The sequence below is a fragment of the Pantoea anthophila genome, from assembly GCF_026104315.1.
GTDB classification, from domain to species: Bacteria; Pseudomonadota; Gammaproteobacteria; order Enterobacterales; family Enterobacteriaceae; genus Pantoea; species Pantoea anthophila.
The window spans coordinates 646562-661560 of record NZ_CP110473.1; the positions used below are offsets into that span (position 1 = coordinate 646562).

Sequence of the window (14999 nt, forward strand, 5' to 3'; positions counted from 1 at the left end):
ATTAGCCTCCCATTGAGCGGCTGGAAGTACCGCTGGCGCTGCTGCGCTGCATGCTGTTCTGCTTCGCCACGGTTTCACCGAAGCCACCACGGGTAATGGTCGAGGTCGTCGCCGGTTTAGGAGCCAGCGCCGTTTTCGGCACGTTCATGGTTTTGCCGGAGGTCGCGGCACCATAATTACGGCCGGAGGCATCGACAAACTGGCCATTTGCCGGACTGCGCGGGTTTTTCGACGAGAAGAGTGGCTGCTGTGCGAAGCCTGCGCCACCGCCCATCATGCGACCCATCATGTAACCGGCCATCAGCGGCATCCAGAAACTGCCGCCACTCTGCTGGGCTTCAGCATTGGTGGTGCCGGTGCCCGCCTGAGCCGGGGTCTGCTGACACTGGTTTTCACCAAATTCAGCGACACAATCTTCACGTGTGGCATATTTTGGCGCGGTGCGCTCCGCCTCTTTTTTGGCTTCATTGAAGGCGGTGGTACATTGCGCACTCTGACCCGGATTGGCTTTAGAACAGTCATCGGCGTTCTGATACATCGAAACCGTTTCATCGTTCTGCTCGCAGCCTGCCAGCATAAATACCGCTGAAACCGCGATAGCAACAGGCGTTAAATGGCGCGCCTGCCAGCTCTTACGAAAAGCGGCATAGCGAATAGATTTTGTGCGTTTCATTATGATTATCCTGTGCCCAAAGGTAGCGCATAGAATAGGGGATGGGGGGGTAAAATTGAAGCTGAAGGCCTGATGCCGCAGGGATCTTTACTTAGTTATACGTTCAACAGAGAGACGGGCCGCAAAGCAGCCCGTCAGTGCTGATTAGTTACCGAAAGGGTTACCGCTTTTCTGGCGGGCCGCGGCAGGACGTGCAGCCTCTGCTGAGCCCGTCGCGACCGGACCGTTGTCCACGCGCGCGGTCTGCTGCGCGTTTTCCGGTGCCACGGTTTCCGGAGAGGTCGGGATCTCTTTACCCAGCTGGCTGTTCAGTTTCTGCAGGCTCTGCTCGTTGAGCGTGCCCAGCGCATAGCTGATGTTCAGCTGGTTAATCAGGTAGCTGTAGCGCGCATCAGAAAGCTGCTGCTTGGCATTGTAGAGTACGGTGGTCGCATCCAGCACGTCGACGATAGTACGTGTACCCACCTGATAACCGGCTTCTGACGCATCCAGTGAACTCTGCGCAGAGACAACGGCCTGTTTATAGGCGTTGATGCTGCTGATCGAGGCGTTCACGTTGTTGAACGATGAGCGCACGGTCTGCACCGCAGTGCGGTGAGCGCTTTCCAGCTGTTCGCTGGCGCTGACGAAACCGTACTGCGCCTGTTTCACCTGAGAGGTCACGCCACCGCCGCTGTAAAGCGGCAGGGAGAAGCTCAGACCCACCTGGTTTGAACCGGTGATGGAGTCGGTAGAGCCTGCGCTCTGGTTAGCACGGCTGCCGCCATATTTGCTGTTCGACATGCCGGTAGAGGCGGTCAGATCCAGCGTCGGCATATGACCGGTTTCCGCGGAGCGGATCTGCTCACGGGCCAGATCCTGGTTCAGACGTGCAGAGAGCAGCGACAGGTTACGACTCTCGGCCTGCTTGAGCAGCGCGCTGACCGCTTCCGGCTTATCGGTTCTGAAACGGTCGATGTTCAGCGACGCCAGCGACAGGTAGTCCATGCCGGTGATCTGACGCAGCGTCTCTACGTTGTTATCCAGATTGTTTCGCGCGGTCACTTCGTTAGCCAGCACGCTGTCATACTGCGCGCGGGCGTTCTGAACGTCAGTGATGGCCACCAGGCCGACGTTAAAGCGCTGAGTCGTCTGGTCCAGCTCACGATAGATGGACTGTTTCTGCGCTTCGGTGTAAGAAAGCGTATCAATCGCTTTCAGCACGTTGAAGTAGGCGGTGGCGGTGTTCAGAATCAGATCCTGCTGTGCAACCTGATAGGTCACATCCTGAATACCGGCCGCTTTTTCCTGCAGGGTCAGCGCGCGCCATTTCGACATATCGAAAATGGTCTGGGTTAATTGCAGCGAGCCACTGGTCGTGTTGGAATGGAGGCCGCTGTTATCGCGATAACCGCTGTTGTAGGTGTAATCTGCACCCAGGCCGAGCTGTGGTAATAATGGGCTACGCGCTTCGTTAATTTTCTCAAAAGCAGAATCGCGATCGGCTGCGGCGCTGCGCAGATCCGGGTTGCTCAGACGTGCCTGCTGGTAAACCTGCAGCAGATCTTCGGCCTGGCCGGTAAAGCTGAAACCGCCCAGGCTCAGCCCAATAAAAAATGGGAGCAGTTTTTTCATTTGCATTCCTTTTGTTGCAGCAAATTGCAGTGCGTGCGCTGCCGGGTAAGCCAAAAATTATCGCCGATTCTAGCAGAGGGCAACTGTGAGATAAGTTGGCTGAACGTGCCTTCTCCCTCTAATTTACGTAAATAATTCAGAAAGAACACCCTACATGGAGCACGGTCAGAGGCTTTTTTCGCTCCACCCAATCTGCATAAGGAACCTGATGATGCCGGAAGAAAAAAAATCCCCCGTGACTTTCACAAAAAACGATGTAGAAATTATTACACGCGAAACCGTCTATGATGGTTTTTTTTCCGTTGTACGTTACCGCTTCCGCCACCGCCAGTTTAATGGCGAAATGAGCGGCGAAGTGCAGCGCGAAGTTTTTGAGCGCGGACATGCCGCCGTGCTGCTACCTTATGATCCCTTACGTGATGAAGTGGTGCTGATTGAACAGATCCGCATCCCGGCTTATGACAGCAGTGCCTCGCCCTGGCTGCTGGAGATGGTCGCCGGCATTATCGAACCGGGGGAGTCGGTTGAGCAGGTCGTGCGTCGTGAAGCCGTGGAAGAAGCAGGATTAGAGGTCGGCCGGATTAAGCCTATGCTGAGCTATCTGGCCAGCCCTGGTGGCACCAGCGAACGACTGTCGGTGCTGATTGGGGAAGTGGATGCCAGCCTGGCAGAGGGATGCCATGGTCTGGAGGAAGAGAATGAGGATATTCTTGTCCATGTGGTGAGCCGCGAACAGGCTTATCGCTGGGTGGAAGAGGGGATTATCGATAATGCGGCGTCTGTCATCGCCCTGCAATGGCTGGCGTTGCACCATGAAAAACTACGTGAAGAGTGGATACAAAAATGAAACAGCGCTATACCCCTGATTTTCCCGAAATGATGCGGCTCTGCGAAACCAATTTCGCCCAGTTACGCCGCCTGCTGCCGCGCAGCGATGAGGCGGGCGCATCGGTGATCTATCAGGTGAGTGGCGCCCGTTATCAGCTGACCATTCAGGAGTCGACCCGCTACACCACGCTGGTGGAGATTCGCCAGGTCGCGCCTGCCGTGAGTTACTGGAGCCTGCCTTCAATGTCGGTACGGCTCTATCATGATGCGATGGTCGCTGAAGTGTGTTCAACTCAACAGATCTATCGCTTTAAAGCGCGCTATGATTATCCTAATAAAAAATTGCATCAGCGCGATGAAAAACATCAGATAAACCAGTTTCTCGCAGACTGGCTGCGCTACTGCCTGGCACATGGCGCAATGGCAGTTCCGGTCTGCTGATGCGTATAATGCAGTAAATGGCGTGGAGACGAAGGAAACGCTTTGGATAGCCTGCTAACTCTTCCTGTGGCGAACGGTTCCGAAATCAGGATTTTACAAATCACGGACACCCACCTGTTCGCTGGAAAACATGAGTCGCTACTTGGGGTGAATACCTGGTCGAGCTATGAAGCGGTCGTGGAGGCAATTACTGCGCAGCAGCGCGACTACGACCTGATCATTGCCACCGGCGATCTGGCTCAGGACCACTCAGTGGAGGCCTATCAGCATTTTGCTGAGGGTATCTCACGTTTGCCCCGCCCCTGCGTCTGGCTGCCGGGAAATCACGATTTCCAGCCCGCGATGGTCGATACGCTGGCAGCCGCCCATATCAATGCCCACAAGCAGGTGCTGCTGGGCGAACAGTGGCAGATCGTCCTGCTCGACAGCCAGGTGCCCGGTGTGCCGCACGGCATGCTGAGCGACTACCAGCTGGAGTGGCTCGATAACGCGCTGGCCCGCTTTCCACAACGACACACGCTGGTCCTGTTGCATCACCATCCGCTGGCCTCAGGCTGCACCTGGCTCGACCAGCACAGCCTGCGCAATTCCCATCAGCTTGACGCGGTGCTACAGCGCTATCCGCTGGCCCGGACGCTGGTATGTGGTCACATTCATCAGGAGCTGGATCTGCTGTGGCATGGCCGCCGGGTGCTGGCGACGCCATCGACCTGCGTGCAGTTCAAACCCCACTGCACCAGCTTTGCGATTGATACCGTCGCGCCAGGCTGGCGCTGGTTTACCCTGCATCCGGATGGCGGCGTCGAGACCGAGGTTAACCGGCTCGACACCGACGCTTTTCGTCCCGATTTAGACTCAGAAGGATACTGACGCGTGGCGGCACTGCTCTATCTGCACGGTTTTAACAGCTCGCCGCAGTCGGCGAAGGCGACGCAGTTCCGGCAATGGTTAGAGACGCATCATCCGTCGATTAAGATGATTGTGCCGCAGCTGCCAACCTTTCCGGCGGACGCTGCCGCCCTGCTGGAAGAGCTGGTCCTGAGCCACAGCGGTGAAACCCTGGGGCTGGTCGGCTCGTCGCTGGGGGGCTATTACGCCACCTGGCTGTCACAATGCTTTATGCTGCCAGCGGTTGTCGTCAACCCTGCGGTACGCCCCTTTGAGCTGCTGGCCGATTTCCTCGGCGACAATCAGAATCCCTACACCGGCCAGCAATATGTGTTAGAGTCACGCCACATTTACGATCTGAAAGTAATGCAGATCGAACCGCTGGAAGCGCCCGATTTACTCTGGCTGCTGCAACAAACCGGCGATGAAGTTCTCGATTACCGTCAGGCGCTCGACTACTACAGCGCGTGTCGCCACACGGTAGAAGAGGGCGGAAATCATGCATTTACTGGATTCGAGCGCCATTTCCCGCAGATTCTGGACTTTCTTGGTCTGAATCACACCTGAGTAACGCGGAAATCGCACCCCATTTCACCCATCTGACAGACATTTACGATGAGTCAATCAAATTATAACGCGGATGCCATTGAGGTCCTGACTGGCCTTGAGCCTGTTCGCCGTCGCCCGGGGATGTACACCGATACGACGCGGCCCAACCATTTGGGTCAGGAAGTGATTGATAACAGCGTCGATGAGGCGCTGGGCGGCCACGCGAAGCGGGTTGAAGTGATTCTGCACGCCGATCAGTCGCTGGAAGTCATTGATGACGGGCGCGGCATGCCGGTGGATATTCACCCGGAAGAGGGCGTGCCAGCCGTCGAGCTGATCCTCTGCCGCCTGCATGCGGGCGGCAAGTTTTCCAACAAGAACTACCAGTTTTCGGGCGGCCTTCACGGCGTCGGGATCTCGGTCGTTAACGCCCTCTCTAAACGCGTCGAAGTCACGGTGCGCCGTAATGGCGAGATCTATGACATGGCGTTTGAGAATGGCGACAAAGTTCAGGATCTGACCGTGACCGGCACGGTGGCGAAACGCAACACCGGTACGCGCGTCCACTTCTGGCCCGATGAGAGCTTCTTCGACAGCCCGCGTTTCTCGGTTTCGCGCCTTTCACATCTGCTGAAAGCCAAAGCGGTACTCTGTCCGGGCGTTGAGATAATCTTTAAAGACAAGCTCAACAACACCGAACAGCGCTGGTGCTATGAAGATGGCCTGACCGACTATCTGTGTGAAGCCGTGAACGGCCTGCCTACGCTGCCTGAAAAACCGTTTGTCGGCAGTTTTGCCGGTGATGTGGAGGCGGTGGACTGGGCGCTGTTGTGGCTGCCGGAAGGCGGTGAGCTGTTAACGGAAAGCTACGTCAACCTGATCCCGACCATGCAGGGGGGAACCCATGTTAACGGTCTGCGTCAGGGACTGCTGGATGCGATGCGTGAGTTCTGCGAATACCGCAATATCCTGCCGCGTGGCGTGAAGCTCTCTGCGGAAGATATCTGGGATCGCTGCGCCTATGTGCTGTCGGTGAAGATGCAGGATCCGCAGTTTGCCGGTCAGACCAAAGAGCGCCTGTCATCACGTCAGTGTGCCGCCTTTGTGTCGGGCGTGGTGAAGGATGCCTTCAGCCTGTGGCTGAACCAGAACATCCAGACGGCAGAACTGCTGGCTGAACTGGCGATCTCCAGCGCCCAGCGGCGTATGCGGGCCGCCAAAAAGGTGGTGCGTAAGAAACTCACCAGCGGGCCGGCGCTGCCGGGCAAGCTGGCGGACTGCACCGCCCAGGATCTGAATAAGACAGAACTGTTCCTGGTCGAAGGGGACTCGGCAGGCGGATCGGCCAAGCAGGCCCGCGATCGTGAATATCAGGCGATCATGCCGCTGAAAGGCAAGATCCTGAACACCTGGGAAGTCTCGTCCGATGAGGTGCTGGCGTCGCAGGAAGTGCATGACATCTCGGTGGCGATCGGTATCGATCCCGACAGCGAAGATCTTTCTCAGCTGCGTTACGGCAAGATCTGCATCCTGGCGGATGCGGACTCGGATGGGTTGCACATCGCCACGCTGCTCTGTGCGCTGTTCGTGAAGCATTTCCGTTCCCTGGTCAAAGGCGGGCACGTCTACGTCGCCATGCCGCCGCTTTACCGTATCGACCTCGGCAAAGAGGTTTACTACGCGCTGGACGAAGATGAGAAAGAGGGCGTGCTGGAGCAGCTGAAACGCAAAAAGGGTAAGCCTAACGTACAGCGCTTCAAAGGGCTGGGTGAGATGAACCCGCTGCAGCTGCGTGAAACCACGCTCGATCCGAATACCCGCCGTCTGGTGCAGCTGACCATCAGCGATGAGGATGCGGATCAGACCCTGCGCATGATGGATATGCTGCTGGCGAAAAAACGTTCCGAAGACCGGCGCAACTGGTTGCAGGAAAAAGGCGATATGGCCGACATCGAAGTGTAAAAGCAGGACGCGAAAGCGTCCTGTTCTTTTATGCCCGACGCATCACCCGTGAACGGTGGCCGGAAAGCCAGTCCACTCAGCAGAGACAGTAACCCTTGTGAAAATTACCCTGGAAGAGCTACGCGCCTGGGTGGCGGTGGTGGACAGCGGCTCGATTACGGCGGCGGCCTCTCAGCTGGCGCAGACCAGTTCCGGTATCAGTCGGGCACTGTCGCGGCTGGAGAGTAAACTGCAGACCACGCTGCTGCATCGCACCACCCGACGGCTGGCACTGACCGAAGAGGGGCAGGTCTTTCTGGAGCATGCGCGCCAGATTCTGGCCTCGGTTGAACAGGCTGAAGAGCAGATTGCCCTGCGGCGTGAAATGCCGTCAGGACGGCTGCGGGTCAACGCAGCGACGCCCTTTATGCTGCATGTGATCGTGCCGCTGGTGGAGGATTTCCGCGCCCGCTATCCGCTGATCCAGCTTGAACTGAACACCGACGATATTCTGATCGATCTGCTGGAGCAGCAGACCGACGTGGCCATTCGCATTGGTGAACTGCGTGACTCCACGCTGCGCGCCCGGATGCTGGGCAGCAGCGCGATCCGGCTGATGGCGAGTCCGGCTTATCTGGCGAAGGCGGGCACACCGCAGAGCGTTGCCGATCTGGCGCAGCATCAGACCATTGGCTTCAGTCATCCTGAGATCCATAACCTCTGGCCGGTCTGGCAGGCGGAAGGGGAGTTTATGCGGGTTAAGCCGACGATCGCGGCTTCCAGCGGAGAGACCATCCGGCAGCTGGCGCTGGCAGGACAGGGGATTGCGCGCCTTTCCGACTTTGTCAGTCGGGAAGATTGCGCCGCCGGGCGACTGGTGCCGGTGCTGGCAGCGGAAACCCGCGAGCTGCGGCTGCCAGTGCATGCGGTCTACTACCGAAACACCACGCTCTCTTCGCGCATTGGCTGCTTCCTGGATTTTCTTCGCAGCGAGATCGACCGTCGACAGCTGCTCTGAGCCGTCTGTCAGAAAGAAAAAACCCCTGTCGCGGGACAGGGGTTCAGATGAGAAATCTGGCCGGATTTGCTGTGATACCGTGCCTGCACAGGGAACAGGGTCAGATCGGAAAGACGCAAAAGCCGCCATCCCTGGCATGCTCGGCCCGCGCCATCCCTGGCGCGGGACGCTTTCCTCTTCTGACCCTGTTCCCTGCGTGTTGCGCTAATCTGTTGCTGCCAGAGGCTCTCTGGTTTACGTTTTCTGCGGTCTTTACTGACGACCCGGAGCAGAAAGATCAGCGACAATCAGGCGCTGGGTTCCAGCACCAGAATCTTCACATCCACCACGTCATCTTTGATCAGCGCGCGATGGGCATCCATGTGCGGCATCTGCTGATGCTGCTCCAGATGGCGCAGCGTTTCCCACTGTTCCAGCATAAAAATAGAGTCGGGGGAGTTCTGCTTCCACGGCACCTGAGCCTGATGATCCAGCAGCGCGTCATACTGATGGCAGCCATCTTCTGCCAGCACCTGCGGGATCAGCTTGTTCACGGCATCAAGCACGGCCTGACGGCGTCCGGGTTTGACACAAATTTCTGCTACAACAGTTAACATTCGCGAATTCCTCTTTCGTGGGAAAAGTGTAAGTCTCCACCCTCTATCTTAGGCAAAAACCTGGCTAAGATGGTTCCGATAAGCGGCGATGTCGCGTGGCACGTCCGGGGCTTTAATCACGTCGTTGCAGATAAAGGTCGGCAGCGCTTCCATTCCCAGGAACTGATTCGCTTTGTGGAAGTGCAGATAGAGACCATCCACGCCGACGCCTTCAAAGAACTGCTCCGGATCGGTAAAGGCCTGCAGCGGCGCGTTCCAGGTCAGTGACAGCATATATTTTTTGCCCTGCAGCAGGCCGCCGGAACCATACTTTTTCGCAGCATCGGAGCGGGTACGACCATCGCTGGCGTAGAGCGAGCCGTGGCCTTCGGTGAAGACTTCGTCGATGTAACGCTTCACGGTCCAGGGCTCACCCATCCACCAGCCCGGCATCTGATAAATCACCACATCGCTCTCAACGTACTTCTGTACTTCATCCGCTACCACGTAGTCGCTGTCCGCGACGGTGACAGAAACCTCATGTCCCATGTCACGCAACTGACTGGCCGCCACATCGGTCAGGGTGTGGTTCAGTTCGCCTTTAGAGTGGGCAAAGGTTTTGCCACCATCGATAATTAAAATTTTGCTCATCAACTGTTTACCTCATTGTCTGAATATGGGGCTCAGCTTACGCGCGCTGCGGCCGCAGAAAAATGGGATGTTGATCACAAGACTTTTGCTATGACAGCAATAATCGGCCCGTCTATGGCACGATGAGTGGGCAAACTCATCATGAAAAAAACACCAATGAAAAAAATCGTCTTCGCTTTGCTGCTGGCCAGCGGTGCTGTCCAGGCTCAATCTCATCTCGACACTATCCTCAGTTCTAAAGTCCTGAAAGTCTGTACCACCGGCGACTACAAGCCTTACAGCTTCCTGCGTCCCGATGGTCAGTATGAGGGCCTGGATATCACGATGGCTGACGCGCTGGCGACCTCGCTGAACGCTAAGGTGCAGTGGGTGCCGACCACCTGGAAAACCCTGATGCCCGACTTTCTGGCGAAGCAGTGTGATATCGCCGTCGGGGGCATTTCGGTCACCCTGAAACGCCAGCAGACTGCCTGGTTCGCCCAGCCACTGGATGTCGATGGCAAAATCCCGCTGGTGCGCTGCGCCGATAAAGCGCGCTTTCAGACGATTGAGCAGCTCAACCGTCCCGATGTGCGCCTGATTGAACCGGCAGGCGGCACCAACGAAGCCTTTGTTCACAGCCATCTTCCCAACGCATCACTGACGCTGTTCCACGATAACGTCACCATCTTTCAGCAGCTGGTGGACAACAAGGCGGATGTCATGATCACTGACGCCTCCGAAGCGCGCTATCAGCAGCAGCACTATCCGACGCTCTGTGCCCTGAATGCTGACAAGCCGCTGCAGTATGGTGAGAAGGCGTACATGATTCCGCGTGACGACATCAGCTGGAAGCTCTATGTCGATCAGTGGCTGCACCTCAGTACCGCGACCGGGGAATACCGTGATATTGCCCGCCAGTGGATGGGTGCCGCGCGCTGACCTGCTCCTGCCTGACGACGCGAGGCGTGCCGGTCGCTGACTGGCAGGCCCTGGCGGCTGAAATCGCGCGGGTGCACGGCGCGCAGACCCGCGCTTCCCCTGTGACTAACACCAGCGAATAAGGTACTATCCTCGCCAAACCACCGCCGGGTGTCCCGCCGTTGTGGGCCACGATGTGAGGATGAGAAATTAATGAGTGAACTGACTCAGGATGGTGCAGAGCGTCTTGCCCTGCATACGTTTACCGAGAACGCGTACTTAAACTATTCGATGTACGTCATCATGGACCGCGCCCTGCCTTATATTGGCGACGGGTTAAAGCCGGTCCAGCGCCGTATTGTCTACGCCATGTCCGAACTGGGACTGAACGCCAGCGCAAAATTTAAAAAATCGGCGCGTACTGTCGGTGACGTGCTGGGTAAATACCATCCGCACGGCGACAGCGCCTGCTACGAAGCGATGGTGCTGATGGCGCAGCCTTTCTCCTACCGTTATCCGCTGGTTGATGGCCAGGGAAACTGGGGGGCGCCGGACGATCCCAAGTCGTTTGCCGCGATGCGTTACACCGAATCGCGCCTGTCAAAATATGCTGAAGTGCTGCTGAGCGAACTGGGGCAGGGGACGGTCGATTATCAGCCGAACTTCGACGGTACGCTGCAGGAGCCGAAGATGCTGCCGGCGCGCCTGCCGAACATTCTGCTCAACGGCACCACCGGTATTGCAGTCGGTATGGCGACCGACATCCCGCCGCACAACCTGCGCGAAGTGGCGCAGGCGGCGATTGCCCTGATCGACTCGCCAAAAACCACGCTGGAACAGCTGCTCGATATTGTTCAGGGGCCTGATTATCCGACCGAGGCGGAGATCATCACGCCGCGTGACGAAATCCGCAAAATCTATCAGTCCGGGCGTGGCTCCATCCGCCAGCGCGCGGTCTGGAAAAAGGAAGAGGGCGAGGTGGTTATCACCGCGCTGCCACATCAGGTTTCAGGCGCGCGCGTGCTGGAGCAGATCGCCAGCCAGATGCGCAATAAAAAGCTGCCGATGGTCGAGGATCTGCGTGATGAGTCGGATCATGAGAACCCGACCCGGCTGGTGATCGTGCCGCGATCCAACCGCGTCGATCTCGATCAGGTCATGAACCATCTGTTCGCCACCACCGATCTGGAAAAAAGCTACCGCGTTAACCTCAACATGATCGGGCTGGATAACCGTCCGGCGGTGAAAAATCTGCATGAGATCCTGACCGAATGGCTGGTGTTCCGTCGCGAAACGGTAAAACGCCGTCTTAACTACCGACTGGATCGCGTGCTGCGTCGCCTGCATATCCTGGAAGGGCTGCTGGTGGCGTTCCTCAACATCGATGAGGTGATCGAAATCATCCGCACGGAGGATGAGCCGAAGCCGGTGCTGATGTCGCGTTTTGGCATCAGTGAAACTCAGGCCGAATCGATTCTCGAACTGAAGTTACGCCACCTGGCAAAACTGGAAGAGATGAAAATCCGTGGCGAGCAGGCGGATCTGGAAAAAGAGCGCGATCAGCTGCAGGCCACGCTGGCCTCAGAGCGCAAGATGAACACCCTGCTGAAGAAAGAGCTGCAGGCTGACAGTGCCAGCTACGGCGATGAGCGTCGTTCGCCGCTGCGTGAGCGTGAAGAAGCCAAAGCCCTGAGTGAAACCGAGCTGGTGCCGTCTGAGCCGGTCACCATTGTGCTGTCGCAGATGGGCTGGGTACGCAGTGCTAAAGGGCACGATATCGATCCGGCGGGCCTGAGCTACAAAGCGGGTGACAGCTATCTGGCTGCCGCACGCGGCAAGAGCAATCAGCCGGTGGCCTTCATCGACTCCACCGGTCGCAGCTACACCCTGGACCCGACGTCGCTGCCTTCTGCACGCGGACAGGGCGAGCCGCTGACCGGCAAGCTGACGCCACCGCCGGGCGCCGTGGTTGAACAGGTGCTGATGGAAGCTGATGACCAGCGTCTGCTGATGGCCTCGGATGCGGGTTACGGCTTTATCTGCACCTTCAGCGATCTGGTGTCGCGCAACCGCGCCGGTAAAGCGCTGCTGACGCTGCCGGACAACGCCCGCGTGATGACGCCGATGGCCGTGCATCATGAAGATGACATGCTGCTGGCGATCACGCAGGCGGGACGGATGCTGATGTTCCCGGTCGGAGAGCTGCCGCAGATGTCGAAAGGCAAGGGCAACAAAATCATCTCCATTCCTTCCGCGGAAGCGGCCGCCGGTCAGGATAAACTGGCCTGGCTGATGATCCTGCCACCGGGCAGCGCGATTACGCTGCACGTCGGCAAGCGTAAAATGTTGTTGCGCAGTGAAGAGCTTCAGAAATTCCGCGCCGATCGCGGACGTCGCGGCACGCTGTTACCGCGCGGCCTGCAAAAAATTGATCGTGTTGAACTGGATGCGCCTGCGCGTCCGGCGAGCCCGGATAGCGAAGCGTAAACAACCCGGCTGACCCCGCGTCAGCCGTGGCTCAATGAGGGAACTATGCTACTGATTCTGCGTACCATTATTGTCATCATCTATTCGATTTTGATCTGTGTGTTTGGCTCTGTCTGGTGTCTTTTTTCACCGCGCGATCCGCGTCACGTCGCCACCTTTGGCCATCTGTTTGGCCGCTTATCGACGGTGTTTGGCCTGAAAGTCGAACTGCGTAAACCGGAAGGGGTGGAGAACTACGGGAATGCGATCTACATCGCGAACCACCAGAACAACTACGACATGGTCACCGCCGCCAAAATTGTGCAGCCCTCGACGGTCACGGTCGGTAAAAAGAGCCTGTTGTGGGTGCCGTTTTTTGGCCCGCTCTACTGGCTGACCGGCAACCTGCTGATTGACCGTGACGACCGTGCTAAAGCGCGCGGCACCATCGGTGAGCTGGTGGATCAGTTCAACCGCAAGCGCATCTCCATCTGGATGTTCCCGGAAGGCACGCGCAGTCGGGGCCGTGGCCTGCTGCCGTTTAAAACCGGGGCATTCCACGCTGCTGTCGCGGCGGGCGTGCCGATCATTCCGATTGTGGTCTCCAACACCCATGACAAGATCAACCTTAACCGCCTGAAAAATGGCCTGGTCATCGTTGAGATGCTGCCACCGGTTGACGTAAAGGCGTTCGAATCGGTTTCGGTGCGTAAGCTGGCTACCCACTGTCGCGAACTGATGGCCGCGAAGCTGGAAGAGCTGAACGCCGAAGTGGCCGAGCGCGAAAAAAACGGAAAAATCTGACCGGCGAGCCGTTCGCCGAACTATCCTGCATGGATGCCACACGGCGTGGCAGTGACTGCCCGCCGTCGTGAACGCAGCACAGCAAAAACAGAGCAATAAAAACAGGGTCGGCGCGTTAGCGCCACGCGTAAAGGGTCAGAAGTTTTATGTCTTTCAGCAGACGTCAGTTCATCCAGCTTTCTGCCGGAGTGGCGCTTAGCGCCGGTATCATCCCTCATGCGGCCCGTGCCGCGTCTTCTGCCAGTGGCGACACACCGCTTCCGGTTCCGCCGTTGCTGGAGTCCCGTCGCGGCCAGCCGCTGTTCCTGACGATGCAGCGCAGCCACTGGTCCTTTAATGGCGACAACAACAAAGTACCGGTCTGGGGCATCAATGGTCTCTACCTGGGGCCGACCGTCCGGGTTTACAGCGGCGATGACGTTAAGCTGATCTACAGCAACCGGCTGAATGAACCGGTCTCCATGACCGTCAGCGGCCTGCAGCTGCCAGGCGCCCTGATGGGCGGCGCGCCGCGCATGATGTCGGCCGGGGTTGACTGGGCACCGGTCCTGCCGATTCGTCAGGCCGCCTCGACCTGCTGGTATCACGCCAACACGCCAAACCGCATGGCTCCGCATATCTACAATGGACTGGCGGGCATGTGGCTGGTGGAGGATGACGTCAGCAAGCAACTGCCGTTGCCAAAGCACTACGGCGTGGATGACTTCCCGATTATTATTCAGGACAAGCGGCTCGATAACTTTGCCACGCCGGTCTATGACCCGCCGCAGGATGGCGGCTTCCTGGGCGATACGCTGCTGGTGAATGGCGTCCGCAATCCGTACGTCGAAGTGTCACGCGGCTGGGTGCGTCTGCGTCTGCTGAATGCCTCAAATGCGCGACGCTATGAGATGGTGCTCAGCGATAATCGTCCGTTTATGGTTATTGCCAGCGATCAGGGTTTTCTCTCTGCCCCGGTGGCGGTGCAGCGTCTCTCGCTGGCACCCGGTGAGCGCCGGGAGGTGCTGATAGACATGTCGCAGGGCGATGAAGTGTCGATTACGGCGGGAACGGCGGCGGGCATCATGGATCGGCTGCGTGGCTTCTTCGAGCCCTCATCGATTCTGACCTCTACCCTGATCCTGACCCTGCGGCCCACCGGTTTACTGCCGCTGGTGACCGATAACCTGCCGATGCGGCTGCTGGCCGATCAGATTCTGGATGGGGCGTCGGTTCGCACCCGCGAATTCCGTATCGGCGACACGATGCCGGGCATCAATGGCGCGCTCTGGGATATGAACCGGATTGATACCACCGCGCAGCAGGGCACCTTTGAGCGCTGGATCCTGCACGCCGACCGGCCACAGGCGCTGCATATTCAGGGCGTCATGTTCCTGATTAAAAGTGTCAATGGCGCACAGCCGATGGGCGAAGATCGTGGCTGGAAAGATACGGTGTGGGTCGATGGCAGTGTGGAACTGATGGTCAGCTTCCCGCAGAGTTCGTCAGACCATTTCCCGTTCGTCTATTACAGCCAGACGCTGGAACTGGCCGATCGTGGCACGGCCGGTCAGCTGGTGGTACAGCCTTCTGCATAACGCACAGGGTCAGGCGGGGAGACCCGCCTGACCCACGCTTTCTGCTCCGCAGCCGCAGAGCGGTCAGTGCGTTA

General features: G+C 58.0%; 14 protein-coding genes. 10 read left to right on the forward strand and 4 right to left on the reverse strand.

All coding sequences use genetic code 11. The features are described 5' to 3' along the window. Position 1: 1 nt before the first annotated feature. Positions 2-673 (reverse strand): DUF1190 family protein, encoded by a 672-nt coding sequence (locus tag OJ965_RS05665; protein ID WP_265138212.1) that lies wholly within the window; start codon positions 671-673, stop codon positions 2-4. Positions 674-817: 144 nt separating this feature from the next. Further along, the gene (gene tolC, locus OJ965_RS05670; RefSeq protein ID WP_058956432.1) at positions 818-2287 is read right to left on the reverse strand and encodes an outer membrane channel protein TolC; all 1470 of its coding nucleotides are present in this window, start codon (positions 2285-2287) and stop codon (positions 818-820) included. 211 nt (positions 2288-2498) lie between these two features. Between tolC and nudF the strand changes: the two genes are divergently transcribed. From nudF to OJ965_RS05700, 6 genes are all read left to right on the forward strand, one after another. Further along, entirely contained in the window at positions 2499-3134 is a 636-nt protein-coding gene (nudF, locus tag OJ965_RS05675) for an ADP-ribose diphosphatase (RefSeq protein WP_009087285.1), read from the forward strand. Beyond that, positions 3131-3556 (forward strand): DUF1249 family protein, encoded by a 426-nt coding sequence (locus OJ965_RS05680; RefSeq protein WP_009087284.1) that lies wholly within the window; start codon positions 3131-3133, stop codon positions 3554-3556. Before nudF ends, OJ965_RS05680 begins: the two co-directional genes overlap by 4 nt. Before the next feature lie 42 nt (positions 3557-3598). Next, the gene (gene cpdA, locus OJ965_RS05685) at positions 3599-4426 is read left to right on the forward strand and encodes a 3',5'-cyclic-AMP phosphodiesterase (protein ID WP_058956430.1); all 828 of its coding nucleotides are present in this window, start codon (positions 3599-3601) and stop codon (positions 4424-4426) included. A 3-nt stretch (positions 4427-4429) separates the two neighbouring features. Further along, on the forward strand, positions 4430-5011 hold the full coding sequence (gene yqiA, locus OJ965_RS05690) for an esterase YqiA (protein WP_009087280.1): 582 nt from the start codon (positions 4430-4432) through the stop codon (positions 5009-5011). A gap of 48 nt (positions 5012-5059) precedes the next feature. Then, positions 5060-6955 carry a DNA topoisomerase IV subunit B gene (parE, locus tag OJ965_RS05695; protein ID WP_009087278.1) on the forward strand — a complete coding sequence of 632 codons (1896 nt, stop codon included), beginning with the start codon at positions 5060-5062 and terminating at the stop codon, positions 6953-6955. Between the two features lie 97 nt (positions 6956-7052). Then, a complete protein-coding gene (locus OJ965_RS05700; protein WP_009087276.1) occupies positions 7053-7952 on the forward strand; it encodes a LysR substrate-binding domain-containing protein in 900 nt (299 codons plus the stop codon). A 287-nt stretch (positions 7953-8239) separates the two neighbouring features. Here the strand turns inward: OJ965_RS05700 and OJ965_RS05705 are convergent, their stop codons facing one another. After that, a complete protein-coding gene (locus OJ965_RS05705) occupies positions 8240-8548 on the reverse strand; it encodes a putative quinol monooxygenase (RefSeq protein WP_009087274.1) in 309 nt (102 codons plus the stop codon). A gap of 48 nt (positions 8549-8596) precedes the next feature. Next, positions 8597-9178: an NAD(P)H-dependent oxidoreductase gene (locus tag OJ965_RS05710; protein WP_009087272.1), complete on the reverse strand. Its 582-nt coding sequence runs from the start codon at positions 9176-9178 to the stop codon at positions 8597-8599. A gap of 156 nt (positions 9179-9334) precedes the next feature. On the opposite strand from OJ965_RS05710, the gene OJ965_RS05715 reads away from it, so the two are divergent. The 4 genes from OJ965_RS05715 (at position 9335) to ftsP (ending at position 14925) form a co-directional block, all read left to right on the forward strand. Beyond that, a complete protein-coding gene (locus tag OJ965_RS05715) occupies positions 9335-10099 on the forward strand; it encodes a transporter substrate-binding domain-containing protein (RefSeq protein WP_111208169.1) in 765 nt (254 codons plus the stop codon). A 192-nt stretch (positions 10100-10291) separates the two neighbouring features. Then, positions 10292-12565 (forward strand): DNA topoisomerase IV subunit A, encoded by a 2274-nt coding sequence (parC, locus tag OJ965_RS05720; protein WP_046102558.1) that lies wholly within the window; start codon positions 10292-10294, stop codon positions 12563-12565. A 45-nt stretch (positions 12566-12610) separates the two neighbouring features. Then, a complete protein-coding gene (locus OJ965_RS05725) occupies positions 12611-13348 on the forward strand; it encodes a 1-acylglycerol-3-phosphate O-acyltransferase (protein ID WP_265138221.1) in 738 nt (245 codons plus the stop codon). Between the two features lie 146 nt (positions 13349-13494). Continuing rightward, positions 13495-14925 (forward strand): cell division protein FtsP, encoded by a 1431-nt coding sequence (gene ftsP, locus OJ965_RS05730; RefSeq protein ID WP_009087261.1) that lies wholly within the window; start codon positions 13495-13497, stop codon positions 14923-14925. Positions 14926-14999 lie beyond the last annotated feature (74 nt).